Origin of the sequence: Thioalkalivibrio sp. ALE9, assembly GCF_000377445.1 — a bacterium.
Classification (GTDB): domain Bacteria; phylum Pseudomonadota; class Gammaproteobacteria; order Ectothiorhodospirales; family Ectothiorhodospiraceae; genus Thioalkalivibrio.
Genome location: NZ_KB898122.1, coordinates 303,190 through 321,815, shown reverse-complemented (window position 1 = coordinate 321,815; position 18,626 = coordinate 303,190). Strand labels below are relative to the sequence as shown.

At 65.9% G+C, this 18,626-nt stretch carries 22 protein-coding genes and 1 tRNA gene; 4 read left to right on the top strand and 19 right to left on the bottom strand.

Annotation, left to right across the window (positions count from 1 at the left end; all coding sequences use genetic code 11):
- Positions 1-9: 9 nt before the first annotated feature.
- The gene (locus tag D106_RS0101520; RefSeq protein ID WP_018867326.1) at positions 10-495 is read left to right on the top strand and encodes a flagella synthesis protein FlgN; all 486 of its coding nucleotides are present in this window, start codon (positions 10-12) and stop codon (positions 493-495) included.
- Positions 496-578: 83 nt separating this feature from the next.
- The gene (locus D106_RS0101515) at positions 579-1,295 is read left to right on the top strand and encodes a flagellar brake protein (RefSeq protein ID WP_018867325.1); all 717 of its coding nucleotides are present in this window, start codon (positions 579-581) and stop codon (positions 1,293-1,295) included.
- 72 nt (positions 1,296-1,367) lie between these two features.
- On the opposite strand, the gene D106_RS0101510 is transcribed toward D106_RS0101515, so the two are convergent.
- The 11 genes from D106_RS0101510 to D106_RS0101460 form a co-directional block, all read right to left on the bottom strand.
- Positions 1,368-1,444 (bottom strand) — tRNA-Pro (locus D106_RS0101510).
- 287 nt (positions 1,445-1,731) lie between these two features.
- Positions 1,732-2,088, bottom strand: coding sequence for a MerR family transcriptional regulator (locus D106_RS0101505; protein WP_018867324.1), 357 nt, complete (start codon positions 2,086-2,088; stop codon positions 1,732-1,734).
- Positions 2,072-2,371, bottom strand: a complete 300-nt coding sequence (locus D106_RS0101500) for an integration host factor subunit alpha (RefSeq protein ID WP_018867323.1) — start codon at positions 2,369-2,371, stop codon at positions 2,072-2,074. Before D106_RS0101500 ends, D106_RS0101505 begins: the two co-directional genes overlap by 17 nt.
- A gap of 4 nt (positions 2,372-2,375) precedes the next feature.
- Positions 2,376-4,736 (bottom strand): phenylalanine--tRNA ligase subunit beta, encoded by a 2,361-nt coding sequence (pheT, locus tag D106_RS0101495; RefSeq protein ID WP_018878976.1) that lies wholly within the window; start codon positions 4,734-4,736, stop codon positions 2,376-2,378.
- Positions 4,736-5,764: a phenylalanine--tRNA ligase subunit alpha gene (pheS, locus tag D106_RS0101490; RefSeq protein ID WP_018878975.1), complete on the bottom strand. Its 1,029-nt coding sequence runs from the start codon at positions 5,762-5,764 to the stop codon at positions 4,736-4,738. The genes pheT and pheS overlap by 1 nt, the downstream gene beginning before the upstream one ends.
- 143 nt (positions 5,765-5,907) lie before the next feature.
- Positions 5,908-6,267 carry a 50S ribosomal protein L20 gene (gene rplT / locus D106_RS0101485; protein ID WP_017925358.1) on the bottom strand — a complete coding sequence of 120 codons (360 nt, stop codon included), beginning with the start codon at positions 6,265-6,267 and terminating at the stop codon, positions 5,908-5,910.
- 20 nt (positions 6,268-6,287) lie between these two features.
- Positions 6,288-6,485 carry a 50S ribosomal protein L35 gene (gene rpmI, locus D106_RS0101480; protein ID WP_017942014.1) on the bottom strand — a complete coding sequence of 66 codons (198 nt, stop codon included), beginning with the start codon at positions 6,483-6,485 and terminating at the stop codon, positions 6,288-6,290.
- A gap of 102 nt (positions 6,486-6,587) precedes the next feature.
- Positions 6,588-7,106, bottom strand: coding sequence for a translation initiation factor IF-3 (gene infC, locus D106_RS0101475; protein ID WP_081618407.1), 519 nt, complete (start codon positions 7,104-7,106; stop codon positions 6,588-6,590).
- A gap of 22 nt (positions 7,107-7,128) precedes the next feature.
- A complete protein-coding gene (gene thrS, locus D106_RS0101470) occupies positions 7,129-9,045 on the bottom strand; it encodes a threonine--tRNA ligase (protein WP_018867319.1) in 1,917 nt (638 codons plus the stop codon).
- Between the two features lie 150 nt (positions 9,046-9,195).
- Positions 9,196-10,179 (bottom strand): MBL fold metallo-hydrolase, encoded by a 984-nt coding sequence (locus tag D106_RS0101465; protein WP_018876828.1) that lies wholly within the window; start codon positions 10,177-10,179, stop codon positions 9,196-9,198.
- Positions 10,180-10,331: 152 nt separating this feature from the next.
- The gene (locus D106_RS0101460; protein WP_018878974.1) at positions 10,332-11,027 is read right to left on the bottom strand and encodes a TVP38/TMEM64 family protein; all 696 of its coding nucleotides are present in this window, start codon (positions 11,025-11,027) and stop codon (positions 10,332-10,334) included.
- Positions 11,028-11,087: 60 nt separating this feature from the next.
- Between D106_RS0101460 and D106_RS0101455 the strand changes: the two genes are divergently transcribed.
- On the top strand, positions 11,088-12,083 hold the full coding sequence (locus D106_RS0101455) for a serine/threonine protein kinase (RefSeq protein ID WP_018878973.1): 996 nt from the start codon (positions 11,088-11,090) through the stop codon (positions 12,081-12,083).
- A gap of 16 nt (positions 12,084-12,099) precedes the next feature.
- On the opposite strand, the gene D106_RS0101450 is transcribed toward D106_RS0101455, so the two are convergent.
- From D106_RS0101450 to D106_RS0101430, 5 genes are all read right to left on the bottom strand, one after another.
- Positions 12,100-12,522: a hypothetical protein gene (locus D106_RS0101450; protein ID WP_018867315.1), complete on the bottom strand. Its 423-nt coding sequence runs from the start codon at positions 12,520-12,522 to the stop codon at positions 12,100-12,102.
- 272 nt (positions 12,523-12,794) lie between these two features.
- The gene (locus tag D106_RS0101445) at positions 12,795-13,565 is read right to left on the bottom strand and encodes a DUF2063 domain-containing protein (protein ID WP_018878972.1); all 771 of its coding nucleotides are present in this window, start codon (positions 13,563-13,565) and stop codon (positions 12,795-12,797) included.
- Positions 13,558-14,442 (bottom strand): DUF692 domain-containing protein, encoded by an 885-nt coding sequence (locus tag D106_RS0101440; RefSeq protein ID WP_026279281.1) that lies wholly within the window; start codon positions 14,440-14,442, stop codon positions 13,558-13,560. The genes D106_RS0101445 and D106_RS0101440 overlap by 8 nt, the downstream gene beginning before the upstream one ends.
- Positions 14,432-14,725 (bottom strand): hypothetical protein, encoded by a 294-nt coding sequence (locus tag D106_RS0101435; RefSeq protein WP_018878971.1) that lies wholly within the window; start codon positions 14,723-14,725, stop codon positions 14,432-14,434. Before D106_RS0101435 ends, D106_RS0101440 begins: the two co-directional genes overlap by 11 nt.
- Positions 14,726-14,842: 117 nt before the next feature.
- On the bottom strand, positions 14,843-15,478 hold the full coding sequence (locus D106_RS0101430) for a DoxX family protein (RefSeq protein ID WP_018878970.1): 636 nt from the start codon (positions 15,476-15,478) through the stop codon (positions 14,843-14,845).
- A gap of 173 nt (positions 15,479-15,651) precedes the next feature.
- On the opposite strand from D106_RS0101430, the gene D106_RS0101425 reads away from it, so the two are divergent.
- On the top strand, positions 15,652-16,584 hold the full coding sequence (locus D106_RS0101425) for an AraC family transcriptional regulator (protein ID WP_018867310.1): 933 nt from the start codon (positions 15,652-15,654) through the stop codon (positions 16,582-16,584).
- A gap of 9 nt (positions 16,585-16,593) precedes the next feature.
- On the opposite strand, the gene D106_RS0101420 is transcribed toward D106_RS0101425, so the two are convergent.
- The 3 genes from D106_RS0101420 to D106_RS0101410 all read right to left on the bottom strand — a co-directional run bounded on the left by D106_RS0101420 (position 16,594) and on the right by D106_RS0101410 (position 18,596).
- Positions 16,594-17,550: a NifU family protein gene (locus D106_RS0101420; RefSeq protein ID WP_081620042.1), complete on the bottom strand. Its 957-nt coding sequence runs from the start codon at positions 17,548-17,550 to the stop codon at positions 16,594-16,596.
- A complete protein-coding gene (locus D106_RS0101415) occupies positions 17,504-17,758 on the bottom strand; it encodes a succinate dehydrogenase assembly factor 2 (protein WP_019583600.1) in 255 nt (84 codons plus the stop codon). Before D106_RS0101415 ends, D106_RS0101420 begins: the two co-directional genes overlap by 47 nt.
- 136 nt (positions 17,759-17,894) lie before the next feature.
- The gene (locus D106_RS0101410; RefSeq protein WP_018878968.1) at positions 17,895-18,596 is read right to left on the bottom strand and encodes a succinate dehydrogenase iron-sulfur subunit; all 702 of its coding nucleotides are present in this window, start codon (positions 18,594-18,596) and stop codon (positions 17,895-17,897) included.
- Positions 18,597-18,626: the final 30 nt, after the last annotated feature.

Below are 18,626 nucleotides of genomic sequence, written 5' to 3'. Positions count from 1 at the left end.
ACCTCACCGATGAACACCGACACGCGCCATCGCCTGCTGCGCTCCCTGGAAACCTCGATCCGGCTGGCCCACCAACTGGAAGAGGCCCTGATCCAGGAGACCCGCGCGGTCGAGGCGCGCACCCCGGAGACCCTGCAGGAGGTCGTGGCGACCAAGCAGGGGCTGCTGCAGGAACTCGAGACCGAGACCCGCCAGCAGCGCGCTATCGCCGAGGCCGCGAGCGAGTCATTCACACCCGAGGGCATGGCCCGCCTGCTCTCGCGCATGGACGACGGTGCCGTCCTCAACGATCACTGGCAGGCCCTGCGCCAGTCCATCGAGCGCTGCAACACCCTCAACCAGGGCAACGCACGCCTGATCGATCGCGATCGCCAGCGCGTGGAGCTCTCCATGCAGATCCTGCGCGGCGAAGAGGCCGGCCCGGCGGCGACCTACGACCCCTACGGGCGCACCCGCCCCAACACCCGTGGCGGACGCCGTATCACACAAGCCTGATGCAGCTTATTCGCACCGATGCTGGCATTTCGGATGCTCGACCAGTACCTTGCGTCCTCACACCCAGCTAACGTCACGGACGCATGGACGAAACCGACTACACGGTCGACAAGCCGGACCGGATCGCCGGCATTCTCAAGGACCTGGACCACAAGCTCACCCTGGTCAGCGTCCGGCTCGACGCCGACGGCCCGCTGTACACTTCGGCCCTGGTCCGGCTGGACCCCGCCGCGAAGGAACTCTTTCTCGACGAACTGAATCCGCCGCGCGCGCACCAGCATGTCACCTCCGGTATGCCCCTGCGGGTATTCGCCGCGCTGCGCGGCGTGGCCGTACGCTTCTCCACCACCGTGGCCCGGATCGAACATGAAGAAGGCGGCGCCCTGTACGCCTGCCCCTACCCCGAAACACTGGAGCATCTCCAGCGCCGCGAAACCTTCCGCGTTCACATCCCCATGGCCCAGCGCCCGCAGATCGAACTGCGCGCGCCCGGCTGGAAGGACCCGGTCATCGGCGAGCTCGTCGATCTCTCGGGCCAGGGCATGTGCATCGAGCTGGCCACGGCCACGCTCGACACGCTGGAGACCGGCACCACCCTCGCGTTCACCAATCTGCTGCTCCCCGACGTCAGTGAGCGGCTCTCGGGCGACCTGCGCCTGGCCAACCGGCGGCGCAGTACGCGGGAGGGCTACGAATACGCCGGCTTCGAGATTGTCGGGATGACCCAGTGGCTGGAGCGCCAGACCAACCTCGCCTTGCTGCATTACCAGCGCGAGGCGCGTCGCCGCTCGATGGAATAGACCCGCCCGGACAAACTCGGACGTCAGACACAAAAAAGGCCGCTACAAGCGGCCTTTTTGATGCTTCCCGTTTGGTCGGGACGGCAGGATTTGAACCTGCGACCCTCTGCACCCCATGCAGATGCGCTACCAGACTGCGCCACGCCCCGAAGCCGCGAACTATATCCGATTCCCCGCCGTCACGAAAGCACCCAACACCGTCAAAGCGAACCGAGCGCCCATCACGGCACACGGCTGTTTAGTTCACCACAGAGTGCACGGAGGACACAGAGAACCGCGAGGGAACGGAAGGCATCGATGGCTCGCGGATTCGGAGACGGGATGCGCCCCAATGGATGCGGCCCTTTAACCCGCGACCAGACCCGAAAGACCTTCTCCGTGAACTCTGTGCCCTCGGTGGTTCAAAAGGCCTTTCTGAACACGGGTGCCGGGAAGATCAGGCGCGGAGCGTGCGCAGTACGGACTCGAGCTCGGAGATGGTGTCCTGGATGATCTGCTGGGCCTGCTGGCGATCGCCCTTCGCCTCGTCACCGGAGAGCTTCTGGCGGGCCCCATTGATCGTGTAGCCCTCCTCGTACAGCAGAGCCCGGATCTGGCGGATCAGGATCACGTCCTGGCGCTGATAGTAGCGGCGGTTCCCGCGGCGCTTCACCGGCGCCAGCATCGGGAATTCCTGCTCCCAGTAGCGCAGCACGTGCGGCTTGACCTGGCACAGCTCCGCCACCTCGCCGATCGTGAAGTAGCGCTTGCCCGGGATCGCGGGCAGTTCCTGGTGGTTACTCGCCTCCAGCATAGCTCTCTACCCGCTCGCGCAGTTTTTGCCCCGGGCGGAAGGTAACCACACGTCGCGCGGATACCGGGATCTCCTCGCCCGTCTTCGGATTGCGTCCCGGACGCTGGTTCTTGTCGCGCAGGATGAAGTTGCCGAAGCCCGAGAGTTTTACGCCCTCGCCTGCTTCCAGCGACTGGCGCATTTCCTCGAAGAACATCTCGACGAATTCCTTGGCCTCCCGCTTGTTGAGACCCAGTTCCTCGTTTAGCACGGCGGCAAGATCCGCCTTGGTAACAGCTGCCATCGCCTTATTGTCTCAGGGTTGCGTTGAACCGGGCCTGGAGATGCTGCATCACCGCGTCGGTGACGCCAGCCACATCCTGTTCGCCTAGGGTGCGATCAAAAGCCCGTAAAATCAAGCCCAAAGCCAGGCTCTTCTCGTCCGGATTCAAGCCCTTGCCCTGGTACAGATCAAACAGGCGGACATCCTGCACCAGCTCCAGGTCCAGCTCCCGGATGGCCGCCAGCACGTCGCCGGCGGCGACCGATTCGCCGACGACCACCGCCAGATCGCGCCGGATCGACGGATAGGGCGACAGCGGCCTGAACTGGGCCACCGGCGCACGGGCCACGGCGACCGCGTCCAGGTCGAACAAGTAGACGGGCTCCACGTCGAATCGCTCGCACAGGGAGGGGTGCAACCGCCCGACCCAGCCAATCGCCTGGCCATCCACCAGGACGCGCGCCGACTGACCATCATGCAGCGCCGGGTGCCGTTCCATACGGAAGCCCAGCTCCCCGGAGAGCCGCTCGCAGAGGGTCTCCACCACCCCCTTCGCGTCAAAGAAATCGATCTTCCTCGGGGCCCCTTCCCAGTGCTCCGGTGCCGCCCGGCCGCCGAGCAGACCGGCCAGGCGTGCCTCCTGGCGCAAGCCCGAGGCATCCGGGACAAACCGCAGACCATGCTCGAACAGCCGCAGATCCGGTTGCTGGCGGGCCTGGTTGTACGCCGCGGTGGTTACCAGTCCCGGCCACAGCCCGGGGCGCATCACCGCCAGGTCGGACGAGATGGGATTGGCCAGGGCCAGGGGTTCGACGTCCGGATAGAACGCCCGGGCCGTGTCCGCCGCAACAAAGCTGAAGCTGATGATCTCGTGAAACCCGCGGCGCGCGAGACCGTCGCGCAGTGACCGCAGGGCATTGTCCGGGGTCACCGGCGCCACGGGCGTCGGCAGGGTCTGCGGCAGGGCATCGTAGCCGTGCACCCGCGCCAGCTCCTCGATCAGGTCCTCTTCGCGTTCCAGATCGAACCGCGCGCGCGGCGCCCGCACCGACCAGCCATTACCGACCGTCTCGACCTCGCAGTCCAGCGCCCGCAGGATGCGTTCGATCTCGGCGCCATCGAGTGTGATCCCCAGCAGCCGCTGGACCCGCTCCGGGCGCAGGGTGATCGCGCTCTCCCGGTGCGGAGCCGGCGTCTCGCCGGTCTGCTCGATCGGGCCGCACTGCCCTCCGCAGATCGCAAGAAGAAGCTCTGTGGCGCGCTCCATGGCCCGGGGGACCAGGGTGGGATCGACCCCGCGCTCGAAGCGGTGCGAGGCATCGGTGTGCAACCCGTGGGCCCGGGCGCGGCCGGCCAGGGCACGCGGGGTAAAATGAGCGCACTCGAGGATTACCCGCGTGGTGGCGTCGTCGACCGCACTGGCGGCCCCGCCCATCACGCCGGCGAGCGCCAGCGGCCCATCCTCTCCAGCAATCACCACGTCCCTGGGCGACAGCTTCACCGTCTGCTCCCCACCCAGCAGGGTCAGGGATTCACCCCCTTCCCCGCGGCGCACGATGATCCGTTCACCGGCGCGCCCGGCATCAAAGGCATGCAGGGGCTGGCCCAGCTCCAGCATGACGTAGTTGGTCACATCCACGATGGCGCTTAGCGGACGCACCCCGGCACGCCGCAGGCGTTCCGTCATCCAGACCGGTGTGGCAGCCTTCGCGTCCAGCCCCTCCAGCACCCGCGCCGCATACAGCGGGCAGGCCTCCGCATCGCGGACCTCAATGGCCACACGGGCTTCGCTGGGCACCTGCACGCCCGGCATGTCCGGGGCGTGCAGCGGGCGATCGAGCAAGGCCGAACATTCGCGGGCAATACCCCGCATCCCCAGGCAATCCGCCCGATTCGGGGTCAGGTCCACCTCGAGGATGGTGTCGTCCAGCCCGAGGGCCTCGCGCAGGTCCAGGCCGGCCTCCAGGTCCGATGGCAGCGCCATCAGTCCCGCCGCATCCTCGGACAGGCCCAGCTCGCGGGCCGAGCAGAGCATTCCCTCGGAGGCCACCCCGCGCAGCTTCGAGCGCTTGATCCGGAAATCGCCGGGCAAAACCGCCCCCACCACGGCCACAGGCGCACGCATGCCCTCGTGCACATTGGGCGCCCCGCACACGATGGTCAGCGGCTCCGCCGCGCCAGCCGCGACGCGGCACACGCGCAGGCGATCGGCATCCGGATGCGGCTCCACCGAAAGGACATGCCCCACCCGCACGCCGCTGAAATCCGGGGCCGCGGGTTCCAGGGCGTCCAGCTCCAGCCCTGCCATGGTCAGGCGATGCCCCAGCGCCTCCGGGGTTTCGTCGATCTGCAGCCATTCCTGCAGCCACTGCACACTGATACGCATTAGCCTGTCTGCCCGAATTGCCCGATAAAGCGGATATCGTTGTCGAAAAACAGCCGGAGATCATTCACGCCGTGGCGCAACATCGCCATGCGCTCCACCCCCAGCCCGAAGGCAAAGCCCGTGTACTGCTCGGCGTCGATCCCGACGTGCCCCAGCACGTTCGGATGCACCATCCCGCAGCCCATCACCTCCAGCCAGCCGGTATGGCTGCACACCCGACACCCCTCACCGCCGCAGTGCACGCACTGGATGTCGACCTCCGCCGAGGGTTCGGTGAACGGGAAGTAGGAGGGCCGAAACCGGGTGGCCAGATCATCACGGTCGAAAAAGGCCTGCAGGAAGGCGCTCAGCACACCGCGCAGATCCGCGAAGGTGATATCCGTATCCACGCACAGCCCTTCCACCTGATGGAACATCGGGCTGTGGGTCAGATCGGAATCACAGCGATACACCCTCCCGGGCGCGATGACCCGCAGCGGCGGCTTCTGCTGCTCCATGGTCCGGATCTGCACCGGCGAGGTATGCGTACGCAGCACCCGGTGGGCGTCGAAGTAGAACGTGTCGTGCATCGCCCGCGCGGGGTGATGCTCGGGGATATTCAGGGCCTCGAAGTTGTGGAAGTCGTCCTCCACCTCCGGTCCCTCGGCCACGCGGAACCCGAGACCGGCAAAGAAGGTCTCGATTCGTTGAAGCGTCTGCGTGATCGGGTGCAGGGCACCCGGCCCCGGCCGGCGCCCCGGCAGCGTCACGTCCACCCGCTCGCTGGCCAGCTGATCCGCCAGGGCCGCCTGCGCCAGCGCTTCCTTGCGCGCCTCGATCAGACCGGCGACCTCGGCCTTGGCTTCGTTCACCTTCTGGCCCGCGGCGGGGCGTTCCTCCGCCGTCAGCTTGCCGAGTTCCTTCAACTGGGCGGTAATCGACCCCTTCTTGCCCAGGTACTGCACCCGGACCTCATCCAGCGCCTTCAGGTCGGTGGCCGCCTCGATGCGGTCGCGCGCCTCGGCGACGAGCTGTTGCAGTTGCTCCACGTGCGTTCCCCGAAAATGATGGGCGACGGCTTACCCGCCGTCCCGGTGTTCCCTGTTCCCGAAACAAAAAAGGGAGGGCGTCGACCCTCCCCTTTCCGGGACCCGCCAGGCAGTGCCCGGCGGGTAATCCTGCAGGATCCTGCTCAGGCCGGCAGTGCGGCCTTGGCCTTTTCGGCGATCTTGCCGAAGGCGGTCAGGTCGTGCACGGCCAGATCGGCCAGGCTCTTGCGGTCGATCTCGATCTCGGCCTTCTTCAGACCCGCCATCAGGCGGCTGTAGGAGAGATCGAACTGACGGGCCGCCGCATTGATGCGGACGATCCACAGCGACCGGAACTGGCGCTTCTTCTGGCGACGGTCACGGTAGGCGTACTGGCCGGCCTTGATGACGGCCTGGTTGGCAACGCGGAAGACGTTCTTCCGGGCGCCGTAGTAGCCCTTGGCCTGCTTCAGGACCTTCTTGTGACGGGCGTGAGCGGTTACACCGCGCTTGACTCGTGGCATGTCTCGATTCCTCGGTCAGTTCAACGGTACGGCAGCAGCTTGCGCACGGCCGGGGCATCCGACTCGTGCACCATCGCCGGACTGCGCAGGTGACGCTTACGCTTGGTAGGCTTCTTGGTCAGGATGTGGCTGCGGTGCGACTGGAACCGCTTGAACTTCCCCGACCCGGTACGGGTGAAGCGCTTGGCCGCACCCCGATTGGTCTTGATCTTCGGCATTACTCTCTCCGGCATTTGGGGCCGTACCCGATTCGGGCCGGCCGTTTGTGAAAAGGCGATACGGGTATGCGGAGACCCGACCGCCCTTGTTGTCTGACCGGCCTACTTCTTCTTGCCGGTCAGCACCATGATCATCTGGCGCCCTTCCATCTTCGGGCGCTGTTCCACGACCGCAATATCGGCCATGTCCTGCTCGATCTTGTCGAGCAGCTCGCCACCGAGTTCCTGGTGGCGCATCTCGCGCCCGCGAAAGCGGATGGTGACCTTACCCTTGTCGCCGGCCTCGATGAAGCGGCGCAGGTTGCGAAGCTTGACGTTGTAGTCGCCCTCGTCCGTACCCGGACGAAACTTCACTTCCTTGATCTGGATCTGCTTCTGCTTCTTCTTGGCTTCCTGCGCCTTCTTCGCCTGCTCGAACTTGTACTTGCCGTAGTCCATGATCCGGGCCACGGGCGGCTCGGCATTCGGCGAGATTTCGACCAGGTCCAGACCGCTTTCCGCGGCCATTTCCAGGGCCTCTGCAGTACTGCAGACGCCGCGATTCTCGCCCTCGGCGTCGATCAGTCGGATTTGCGGGCTGGTGATCTGATCGTTCAGGCGGACCGTTTTCGCTGCGCTAATAGCCTTCTCTCCAGTTCAAGGTTCAGTGTTGGCGACTCGCGACCTCCTCCCGGAGGCGCTCGCCGAAGGCCTCGAGACTCATCACGCCGAGGTCTTCTCCGCTTCGCGTGCGTACCGCGACCTGCCCGTTTTCCATTTCCTTGTCTCCAAGGACCAGCAGATACGGCACGCGCTTGAGCGTGTGCTCGCGAATCTTAAAGCCGATCTTCTCGTTTCTCAAGTCGGACTCGACCCGGAAACCCTTGTCCCGCAGCGTCTTGGTGACCTCGCGGGCGTAGTCGTCCTGGCGCTCGGTAATGGTCAGCACCTCGGCCTGCACCGGCGCCAGCCAGGTCGGGAAGTGCCCGGCGTAGTGCTCGATCAGCACGCCGAAGAAGCGCTCCACCGACCCCAGCAGCGCGCGGTGGATCATGATCGGGCGACGGCGCTCGTTGTCCTCGGCCACGTACTCCATGTCGAAGCGCTCGGGCAGGTTGAAGTCCAGCTGTACCGTGGAGCACTGCCATTCGCGGCCGATCGCGTCGTGGATCTTGATGTCGATCTTCGGTCCGTAGAACGCACCGCCGCCCTCGTCCACCGAATACTTCAGCCCCTTCTTCTCGATCGCCGAGCGCAGCGAAGCGGTCGCGTGCTCCCAGATCGCGTCGGAGCCGACCGCGTCCTCGGGCTTGGTCGAGAGGTTCACGTCGAACTTCTCGAAGCCGAAGGTCTGCAGGACCTCCAGCGTCAGGTCGATCACCGCCATCACCTCGGCCTCGATCTGGTCCTCGCGGCAGAAGATATGGGCGTCGTCCTGGGTGAAACCGCGCACACGCATCAGCCCATGCAGCGCACCGGACATCTCGCGGCGGTACACCGTGCCCATCTCCGCCCAGCGCAGCGGCAGGTCGCGGTAGGAGTGCAGCCGGTCCTTGTACATCAGCACATGGAACGGGCAGTTCATCGGCTTGAGCTGGAAGGCCTGATGCTCGTCCTCCATCGGCTCGTACATGGACTCAGCGTAGAAGTCCGCGTGGCCGGAGGTCTTCCACAGCTCCAGGTTCGCGATGTGCGGCGACACGACGAAGTCGTAACCCGCCTTCTCGTGCATGTCGTACCAGTACTTCTCGATCTCGCGACGAATGCGCGCGCCCTTCGGGTGCCAGAACACCAGGCCGCCGCCGGCCTCGTCCTGGATCGAGAACAGATCCAGCTCCTGGCCGATCTTGCGGTGGTCGCGGCGCTCGGCCTCTTTCAGGCGTTCCAGGTATTCCTTCAGCTGGTCCTTGTTCGGCCAGGCGGTGCCGTAGATGCGCTGCAGCATCTCGTTGTCAGAGTCGCCGCGCCAGTAGGCGCCGGCCACCTTGGTCAGCTTGAAGGCCTTCAGCTTGCCGGTGGACGGGATATGCGGGCCGCGGCAGAGGTCGACGAAGTCGCCCTGCTTGTACAGCGAGATGTTCTCGCCCTGCGGGATGCTGGCAATGATTTCGGCCTTGTACTCCTCGCCCATGTCGCGGAAGTACTTCACCGCCTCGTCGCGATCCATCAGCGAGCGCTCCACCGGCAGGTCCTGCTTGGCCAGCTCCTTCATCCGCTTCTCGATCTTCTCCAGATCCTCCGGCGTGAAGCCGCGGTCATAGGCAAAGTCGTAGTAGAAGCCGTTCTCGATGGTCGGGCCGATGGTGACCTGGGCCTCGGGAAAGAGCTGCTTGACCGCCTGCGCCATTAGGTGCGCGGTCGAATGCCGGATGATCTCCACCCCCTCGGGGTCGCGGTCGGTCACGATCGCGAGTTCGGCGTCATCGTCGATCTCGTGGCGGGCATCGACCAGCTGGCCATTCACCTTGCCGGCCAGGGTCGCCTTGGCGAGGCCCGGACCGATGTCCTTGGCCACATCCAGCACGGTGACCGGATGATCGAACTCGCGGCGGCTGCCGTCGGGGAGGGTTACTGCGGGCATTGCGAGGCTCCTTCGCCGACCCATACGCGGGGTCGAACGTCGCGTGTAAAAGATTGGAATTGCCGGAAACGACAACGGCGCGAAGCGTATCACACGCCCCGCGCCGTCGGCAGGTTTCCCGGCCGGCTGCCGGGATTCCCGAAGGCCGACTTACATGTTGCCTTCGATAAACAGGTAGGTCCGGTTCACGTTCGGGCGGTGCCAGTCATCGTAATGACGCAGATGCTTGAACTCTTCCAGATCCGCGAGTCGGTCCACCACCTCGCTCAGGGATTCCCAGTCTTCGATCCCCGCGCGCACTTCGCGCACCAGCAACTCAAGGTAATCACCGGTATCCTGGCGCGCCTCGGCCATATCCGTCGCGCGGCCATGACCCGGCACCACAATCTCCGGGTCAATGGACTCCAGGTGCCGGAAGGCCTCCAGCTTTTCCACCGGGTTGCTGAACGGATGAATCCCCAGCATGCGCTCGGTATAGACGATATCGCCGGTAAAGACGACGTCCTCGCCCGGCAGATGGACCATGATGTCACCCGGGAAATGGGCATCCCCGGCATAGATCAGCTCGAAGTCCACGCCGCCCACGCTCAGGGTGTACTCATCGGCATCCACGGGGTTCGGTGCCGGAACGGGCTCGGTGCCCTCCATCGCCTCCTCACCCACGGAGTTGGCCAGCGAGGCGATTTGCCCCTCGCCCCGTTCGGCCTGGGTACTCGCGGTCCGCTGGAGTGCCACCAGTTCCGCGCCCTGCTCGTGGAAGTACCCGTTCCCCAGCCAGCGATGGTCCTGCGAGCCTACGGAGATCACGTGCGTGATCGGCTTGTCGGTCACGCCGGCAATCGCCTTTTCCATGCGCTGGGCTACCTTGTAGCTCGGGCCCGAATCGATCAGCACCACGCCCTCGTCCGTGACCACAAAACCGGTGTTGTTGGTGAACCCCAGATTGACCGGCGTGCGGTTCTCGAGCGAGCCATAGAAGTAGTAGACCCGGTCGGTCAGCTGGATCGGCTCCAGCACCTTTTCGATCGGTCGATCCAGCGGCTCGTCTTCCGCCTGCACCGCCATGGCGAGCCCCAGCAGACCCAGCGCGAGAAGTGCCGCCTGACCCTGGCGCAGAAGAATATTCAATGTCATGTAATTAACTCTCCTTGGGCCTGGCAGTGCACTCGGCGGACAGGCAAATCGATCCCGAAAGCCTTGAGACTGCAATCCCGCGCCTCTCGTTCCAAAGTCACAGCTTACCGCGCATCCGCATTACATGCGCACATGCAGATACGGTACCCGAATCAGCCCCTGCCGGCGTGCCGGCGCCGGGAGCGAACCGCGGTCACGCCCCAGCGCGCCAGGAGCGGAAACACACCCGTCGCAACCAGGGACAGCAGCAGCACCGGCGACAGCAGCCCGTCCAGCCCCTGCAACTGCCCCAACTGCGTACCGGCATTGGCGAAAACGACCGTGGCCGGCAGCATCCCCACCAGCGACACCCAGAAATAGGTCCAGGTCCGGATCGGCAGGAGCCCCATCCCGGCATTCACCAGCAGGAACGGAAACACCGGAATCATCCGTAACGCGAAAAGATAGAACGCGCCCTCGCGGACGAAGCCTTCATTGATCCGCCCCAGCTGCCGGCCGTAACGCCGCTGCACCGCATCGCGCGCCAGCGCGCGGGCTGCCAGGAAGGTCAGCGTTGCGCCCAGCGTGGAGGCCAGTGACGACAGCAACGTCCCCCAGACCACCCCGAACAGGGCACCGCCCGCCAGGGTCATCACCACGATGCCCGGCACGGAAAACGCGGCGACCACCGCATACACCACAAAGAACAACACGGCCGTGGACAGGGGCCGTGCATCCCGCCACACCTCGATCTCCCCGCGTGCGGCCTTCAGGCTCTCGACGTCCAGCCCCGTCCCTACTCCAGCCAGCAGCCAGACGCCGACCAGAGCTGTCAGTGCGGCCAGCAGCCCCCAGTAGTAACGGTTCAAGCGCGGTTCCTCGCGTGCATCTCGGCGAAACCATGCGCGGCAAACCCGTACACTGCAAGGATGAGCACATCGCAACCGCATCCGTACGATGCACTGAAGCCCGGGGTCATCCTCGACGCGGTCGAGACCACCGGTCTGCGCTGCGACGGGCGCCTGCTGGCGCTGAACAGCTACGAGAACCGGGTCTACCAGGTCGGCATCGAGGACGCCACGCCGGTAATCGCCAAGTTCTACCGGCCCGGGCGCTGGTCGCCGGATGCCATCCGCGAGGAACATGCCTTCAGCCAGGAACTCGCCGCGCGCGAGGTCCCGGTGGTTGCCCCGCTGGCGGACGACCGGGGCGAAACGCTGCACGAACACGCGGGCTTCCTGTTCGCCGTCTACCCGCGCTGCGGTGGCCGCGCGCCGGATCTGGAGCAGCGCGAGACGCTGGTGCGCATTGGCCGCTTCATCGCGCGTATCCACGAGGTCGGGCGCGCCGACCGTTTTCGCGAGCGTCCGGTACTGGATCCCGTGCCACGTGGCGAGGAAGCGCGCCGGGCCGTGCTCGCCTCCGGCTATCTGCCACTGGAACTGGAATCGGTCTACCGCGACCTCAGCGCCGACCTGCTGCAGCGCATCCAGCGCACACTCGACAGCATTGGCCCGGTCCAGCAGCTGCGCCTGCATGGCGACACCCATCCCGGCAACATCCTGTGGACCGACGACGGGCCGCACTTCGTGGATCTGGACGATGCCTGCACCGGTCCGGCGATGCAGGATCTGTGGATGTTCCTGTCCGGCGAGCCCCCGGAGATGGCGTGGCAGATGCAGGCCCTGCTGGAGGGCTACGAGACCTTCGTGCCGCTGGATCGGCGCGAGCTTGGGCTGATCGCCCCGCTGCGCACGCTGCGCATCCTGCGGCATGCCGCCTGGCTGGCCCGCCGCGCCGACGACCCGGCCTTCATCGATGGCTTCCCGGTCTTCTACACCCCGCGCTACTGGGAAGACCACATCCTCACCCTGCGCGAGCAGGCCGCCGCCCTCGACGAGTCCGCGCTCGAGCTGGGTTACTGAACCACCGGCCCCGGCCTCACCGCAGATTCCGGATGAGCTCCAGAACCGAGTCGCGGGTGTCGTCCAGAGCCGTCAGCAGCGCCTCCTCCGCCTCGCGGGCCAATTCGTCGTCCCCGTGCAGGTGCCGCGCATGCTGCGCCCAGGTAGTGTGCAGATGGAGCCCATGCGCCGGCAGTGGATCCGGTAGGACGGAGGTCAGATCCCGTACGCTGGCCGCGCGGCCCCAGCCCCGTATCCAGGTTTCCGCATCGCCAATCCCGGCTGGCACATCGCTCTCGACCGGATGGAAATAACGCCGGTAAAGAACTACCTGCTGGAGTTCGTTGATCTCGCGCGTCAGTTCGAAGGACGCCTGGCGCCAGTTGCGGTGCAGTTCCGATGTCTCGTTGCGCCAGGTGTTGTAGCCGAGGGAGGAGATCGCGATCATCAGCGAGATCATGGCGACGCTGTGCCGGCGCAGTTGGGCCCGTATCCGGTGCCGCCGAGGAACCCGGAGGACATCAGCCCTCGGCACTCGACGCCCGACTCCGTCTACCAGATACCTGAACCAGCCCCTCAGCTTGCCGCCCATTGACGCTCGCCTCACTGAAACCGGGGAAACGCTGATCAATGTTTCCCCAAGGCTTTCTGTTTCAGTATCTAGCGTCTTTCACCGGCCTTTCCCATGCCCGGGCGTCCGGGTCTGCGGTGCCGGCGTCCAGTCCCTCTCCCTCAGCCGGAAACGCCTTCCGGCCGCGTCCCCACAATGGCGCCCAGGCCACGGTAGTGCTCCAGGAGCTGGCGGCCACTGGCGACCAGGTCATCGGTGACCTCCAGTTCGAAATCGCCAGCCACCCGACGGATCTGTTCGGCGCCCGTCGCCGGCGCCTCGAGCACACGCCACAGCAGGCGGGCACCGAGCGGATTCAGCTCGGCGAAGCGCACCCGCTCCTCGCCCGAGCGATAGGCCAGCAGATAGGTCGGGACCTCACCCGGCTGTTCCGGCTGGAACTCCGCCCCGATGCGATGCACCGGATACTCGTAGGCGAGCAGACGCGCGGTGGCGGAGAACACCGGGACCCCGGTCATCAGGTCGCCCGTGCGGTCGAGGTCCGCAGGGCGCGTATCCTCGGCGTAGACCAGTTCCGTCTCGACCCGCTCGTAATGGGCCAGCTCCGCCAGAAACGGCGGATCACCGGGCTGCCCCGAACGCTCGTCCGCCAGGTAGCGCACAAACTCCGCCGCCAGTTGCGGGAAGTACGGCGTCTCGCTGCCATGATCACGGTAGAAATCGCGTACCAGCTGTTCCCATGCGGCGGCTTCCAGCAACCCGCGCAAGACCGGAAACCCCCTGGCCAGCAGGTTCGCCACGTTGTTGAAGAACAGCCGCCGGTAGATCGCCAGGCGCCGGCTCTCGATGCCTTCCGGCGCCGGGTAGCGTTCGGGGTCGCGCAGATGCCGCGCGAATGACGCCTGGATCTGCTGGAAGTCGGTCTCAGGCATGCAGGATACGCTCTTCCTGCCCTGCCCGCGCCTGGAGCTGCATATCGCGGATGCGGTTGGTCTCCGCCAGGAGCTCCTCCAGCGGCGGGAAATTGAAATCACGCTCGAGCAGCGTCGGCACCGGGCCGATGCGCGCGTAGGTCTCGCCCAGCAGATCCCAGACATCGCTGCAGATCGGCTGGCCATGGGTATCGACGCGCAGATCCGGCGCCTCGGCCTCGTGCCCCGCGATATGCAGATAGCGCACCCGCTCCAGGGGCATCGCGTCGAGAAACTCGGTCGGCGCGTAGCCGTGGTTGATGCTGTTGACGACCACGTTGTTCACGTCCAGCAGCAGGTCGCAGTCGGCCTCCTCCAGCACCGCGCGAACAAACGTGATCTCGTCGAGTTCGGCCCCCACCGGGGTGTAATACGAGACGTTCTCCAGGGCCATCCGGCGCCCGAGGATGTCCTGTACCTGACGTACGCGGTCGGCCACGTAGTGCACCGCCGCCTCGGTAAACGGGATCGGCATCAGATCATACAGATGCCCCTGGCCATCGCCACAGGCCGAGAGATGCTCGCTGTAATCCTCGATCCCGTGAGTATCCAGGAAGGTCCGCAGGTCCTGCAGGAAGGTTCGGTCCAGCGGGCGCGGCCCGCCGATGTCGAGGGACAGCCCGTGGCAGACAAAGGGCTGGGCCTCGGTATATTCGCGAAAGATGCGCCCCAGGCGTCCGCCCAGGTGCATCCAGTTCTCCGGCGCCGCCTCGAAGAAGCCCAGGCGTTCCGTCGCCTCCGGGGCCTCGGCCAGCGGGCCCAGAAGGGCCCGCCGCAAACCGAGCCCGGCACCGCTGACGCGGGCCGGGTTGACGGGCCTGACGCTCCTAGCCGCCACAGGTCCCCTCGCCACAGGCCCCTTCGGAATCCTTGTCGTCGCCGGATCCGCCGCAGGTGCCTTCGCCACAGCTACCTTCGCTGTCCTTGGGTTCTCCGGCACCGCCGCAGGTACCTTCTCCGCAGGCCCCTTCGGCCAGCATCAGCGGCGACTGGCCACCCTGCTGATAGCCGTGGTTCAGGTCGGCCGATGCGAACACCGGGCTGGTGGCCATGGCCATACCGATCGCCGCGCTGCCGACGGCCCCGGCGAGGGTCTTGGTGGAAAACAGATCGGTCTTCATGATGTCACTCCTCGTCTTGCGATTATGGACCCTTGGCTTATAGATCCTTGGGTTATAGACCCTTGAGCTATAGAACCCGGCCCCGTTCAGTAATGGCTGCTCGCACAGCTCTTGGTGTTATCCCCTGCCCATCATCCTCCGACGGATGTAGTAGTCGATGCTGACATAGCGCCCCGCCCCCCAGAAGAACAGGACCAGCAGCATCACGAAAAAGGTCGCGGCCATCTCGATCCCGTTGTTGACGATGGCAAAGTTCCCGGTCTCGGTCAGCCAGTTATAGTTGCCGTGTTCCTGCAGGATGGACTTGGCCCGGTCCAGGCGCATCTGCGCCTGCTCGATCCCGGAACAGTTGAACAGACACATCATCGGGTCGGAGATGCGCTGCCAGCCGTGTTCGAGATGCACGGTGACCGCCGCCACGACCATCGTGATCATCAGCGGGATGGAGAACCAGCGCGTGGCCAGCCCAAGCAGCAGCGCGATCGCGCCCAGCACCTCGGCATAGGCCGACAACAACACCATCAGATACGGGAACGGCATGCCCAGGCCCCAGTCCGCGTTGCCGAACCACATCACCACGCTTTCCTTCGGCAGCAGCCCGTCCAGCTTGTTGGTCCCCGCCATCCAGAAGATGGGGGCGAGGTAAAGCCGCAACAGCAAGGGCGCCAGGAAATCCGCGCCGCGCGTCCAGTCAAGCCAGCCCTGTATCCGTACCATCAAGTTTCCCGTCGCGCCCATGATGCCCTTCTCCATTTCGTCTGCTACTGGATGAAAGCCTAGACCGACCGCGTCGCCAGTACGCGGGGTCAGACGCCGGCGTTTATGTTCGAGCGTCCAGATCCCCCCCCCTTATGACCACAAAACGGCGGAAACCCGGGGCGCAACGGTCTAAGGTGAGTCCCAACCACAAGGGAAAAGGACGTTCAATGGATATCAGCCCGCACGAAGATGTGCTGTCGACGGTACTGGCGGCCTACAACCTGCGCGCGCGCATCGACACCAACCCGCGGCTGTGCGGGGAATGGCAGCTCAGCACCGCGGGTTCGGGGAATGCCAGCTTTCACCTGGTCGGCGAAGGCGGCTGCTATCTGCACATGGAGGATATGGCCCCGGTCTGGATGGAGGCCGGCGATCTGCTGTTGCTGCCCCACGACGACTGGCACCTGATGGCCAGCCGCGACACCGTGCCCGATCGGGACAACCACCTGACGCTGGTGGAGGGTGCGGATCCGCCGGACACCCCGGTCACGCAGCTCCTGTGCGGGCACTTCGAGTTCGATTCCGGCCGGCGCAACCCGATCCTGGCCGCTCTCCCCGACCACATCATCATCCGCCGTCGCGAATCGGGCGAACGCCTGGCGCATCTGGCGGATCTCATGAACATCGAACTCGCGGAGCGTTCCTCGGGCTACCGGCCGGTGCTGGATCGTCTGGCGGATACGCTGTTCGTGATGGCCGTGCGCCATCACATCTGCACCCAGCGCGAGCACTCGGAGGGATCCCTGATCGCGGCCCTGGCGGATGACCGCATCCGTCGCGCGCTGGATGCCCTGCACGCCCGGCCCGAGGCGAGCTGGACCCTGGAAGGCCTCGCCAGCGAGGCGGCCATGTCGCGCAGCAGCTTCGCCGAGCGCTTCCACACCCTGGTCGGGCAGACCCCCATCGACTACCTGACGCAGTGGCGCATGGTCCTGGCCGAGCGGCTGCTGCGCGATGGCCGCGAGTCGGTCGCCAGCGTGATGGACGCGGTGGGCTATACCTCGGAGGCTGCCTTTCGCAAGGCCTTCAAGCGGGTACACGGGTTCGGGCCGGGACGCCTCCGGCAACTGCTGCGCCGTCTGGGCTCCGGCCCGGCCTGAAGGCAGCCGTCAGAAGGTATTCGCGACGCTGGCCACGCCCGGTGCCCGCGAGCGGACCAGGCGTTCGACGACATTCTTGAGATCCAGCGTGGAACGCGGGCAGCCGACACAGGCTCCCTTCAACCGAACCCGCACGGTGCGCCCATCGAGTTCGACGAACTCGATATCGCCCCCGTCCTGCATCAGGATTCGCCGCGCCTCCTCGATCGCGGCGCGCACGGCGTCCTCGTCGATCGGACCGTCGGCGGGCACGTCCGCCGCCTCGCGCTGCGCATGGGTCTGGGCACGGTCCAGACGCAGCGCGAGTTCCGGGTCCAGCTCCTCGATCGCGTCGAGTTCTTCTTCACTGTAGACGTGATCGGGCTCGTCGCTCAGCAGATGCGAGACGTCCACCATCACCTGCGCATTGTCGGGTCCAGCCATGCTCGGGCCTCCGGGTACTCGGCTTTTGGCCAGTATAGCAACGCCCCGCTCCAGCCCAGCGCGAAGCCGCACCCGCCAGCCGGGATCCGCTTCATCGCGCCCCGGAGGCCAGCGCAGGCGCATGCGCAAGCGGCGCAGGTCCTCCGGGTGCAACCGGCCCGCGTGCAGCCAGAGACGCCGGACCCGACCGGTCTCCGGGAGCCGGACCACCAGGATCACCATCCCGCGCAGCACCCGGGTATCGGGCAGGATCTCCACCCAGTCCACCCGCTCCTGGCGCAGTCCTTCGGCCGTGGCCAGCCACGTCGCGCCATCGGGCGTCTGGCCCAGCCAGTCCCAGGGCGGCGGCCGTGTCCGTCCTTGCCATACCCACCCGGCAACCGCCAGCCCGAACACGGGCATCAATGTCCACAACGGACTGTATGCGAGCACGTACCCCACGACCGCCAGCAGCAGAAGGATCTGGCCCGCGAGCGCGAGCCGGGGAAGAACCAGGTCAGGCCGAAGGTGCAGCCGCAGCGGCGGCGCGGATCGCCGGGACAAGCCGGGCTATCCCGTCGTCCACCGTGGTCTGGCGACCCATGACCACGTCCAGCAGCACATTGTCGGGGTAGTCGAGCAGGCGCTCGAAGGCATCGCGACCCTCCTGGTCCAGTTGCGCATATCCCTGCGCGAGAAACTGCCCGAGCAGCCAGTCGTTCTCCAGCATCCCGCGGCGGCAGCGCCAGCGAGTACGGCTGTCGGGTTCCATCACCAAAACGCCCGTCCAGCCCCCCCGTAGGAGCCTGCTTGCAGGCGAAGCCCCTGCCCGCGTCTGGCTTTGGCAGGGGCATTCGCCTGCAAGCAGGCTCCCACGGGGGCTAAACCACCTTTGGGCATCCATCCACTCACAGCGACTTTTTCAGCATGGTGCGGCGGATGTCGCTGATGGCCCGGCTCGGGTTCAGGCCCTTCGGGCAGACCTGGGTGCAGTTCATGATGGTGTGGCAGCGGTAGAGTTTCCAGGCATCGTCCAGCTCGGCCAGGCGGTGATCGGTGGCCTCGTCGCGGCTGTCCTGGATAAAACGCGCGGCCTGCAGCAATGCGGCCGGGCCGAGGAACTTGTCCGGATTCCACCAGTACGACGGACAGGCGGCGGAACAGCAGCCGCACAGGATGCATTCGTACAGACCATCCAGCTGGTCACGATCCTCCGGGCTCTGCTCGCGCTCGACCTCGGGCTCCGGGCTGTCGTTGACCAGCCAGGGCTCGGCCTTGCGGTACTGGTCCCAGAAGTTGCCCATGTCCACGATCAGGTCGCGGATCACCGGCATCCCCGGGAACGGGCGCAGCGTGACCGGCGCCTCCAGATCCGCCAGCGGCGTGATGCAAGCCAGACCGTTCATTCCGTTGATGTTCATGCCGTCGGAGCCGCAGACCCCGTGCTGACAGGAGCGGCGAAAGCCCAGGGAATCGTCCTGCTCCTTCAGCAACAGCAGCGCATCCAGCAGCATCATCCCCGGCTCGACCTGGTCGTCGGGCAGGGTGAAGCGCTGCATCTTCGGCAGCGTATCCGTCTCAGGATTGAAGCGGTAGATCGAGAATTCCATCCGTACCTTCCTTCAGCGCCTGCTGATGCG

Bases quoted from the DNA above. Each gene is read 5' to 3' on its own strand.
- D106_RS0101445 (WP_018878972.1), bottom strand. From the start codon at position 13,565: ATGCCTGAGACCGACTTCCAGCAGATCCAGGCGTCATTCGCGCGGCAT.
- D106_RS0101430 (WP_018878970.1), bottom strand. From the start codon at position 15,478: ATGGAGAAGGGCATCATGGGCGCGACGGGAAACTTGATGGTACGGATA.
- D106_RS0101500 (WP_018867323.1), bottom strand. From the start codon at position 2,371: ATGGCAGCTGTTACCAAGGCGGATCTTGCCGCCGTGCTAAACGAGGAA.
- D106_RS0101455 (WP_018878973.1), top strand. From the start codon at position 11,088: ATGAGCACATCGCAACCGCATCCGTACGATGCACTGAAGCCCGGGGTC.
- rpmI (WP_017942014.1), bottom strand. From the start codon at position 6,485: ATGCCGAAGATCAAGACCAATCGGGGTGCGGCCAAGCGCTTCACCCGT.
- D106_RS0101435 (WP_018878971.1), bottom strand. From the start codon at position 14,725: ATGAAGACCGATCTGTTTTCCACCAAGACCCTCGCCGGGGCCGTCGGC.
- D106_RS0101505 (WP_018867324.1), bottom strand. From the start codon at position 2,088: ATGCTGGAGGCGAGTAACCACCAGGAACTGCCCGCGATCCCGGGCAAG.
- D106_RS0101520 (WP_018867326.1), top strand. From the start codon at position 10: ATGAACACCGACACGCGCCATCGCCTGCTGCGCTCCCTGGAAACCTCG.
- D106_RS0101465 (WP_018876828.1), bottom strand. From the start codon at position 10,179: ATGACATTGAATATTCTTCTGCGCCAGGGTCAGGCGGCACTTCTCGCG.
- D106_RS0101415 (WP_019583600.1), bottom strand. From the start codon at position 17,758: ATGGAACCCGACAGCCGTACTCGCTGGCGCTGCCGCCGCGGGATGCTG.
- D106_RS0101425 (WP_018867310.1), top strand. From the start codon at position 15,652: ATGGATATCAGCCCGCACGAAGATGTGCTGTCGACGGTACTGGCGGCC.
- rplT (WP_017925358.1), bottom strand. From the start codon at position 6,267: ATGCCACGAGTCAAGCGCGGTGTAACCGCTCACGCCCGTCACAAGAAG.
- thrS (WP_018867319.1), bottom strand. From the start codon at position 9,045: ATGCCCGCAGTAACCCTCCCCGACGGCAGCCGCCGCGAGTTCGATCAT.
- D106_RS0101410 (WP_018878968.1), bottom strand. From the start codon at position 18,596: ATGGAATTCTCGATCTACCGCTTCAATCCTGAGACGGATACGCTGCCG.
- D106_RS0101515 (WP_018867325.1), top strand. From the start codon at position 579: ATGGACGAAACCGACTACACGGTCGACAAGCCGGACCGGATCGCCGGC.
- pheT (WP_018878976.1), bottom strand. From the start codon at position 4,736: ATGCGTATCAGTGTGCAGTGGCTGCAGGAATGGCTGCAGATCGACGAA.
- D106_RS0101450 (WP_018867315.1), bottom strand. From the start codon at position 12,522: ATGATCTCGCTGATGATCGCGATCTCCTCCCTCGGCTACAACACCTGG.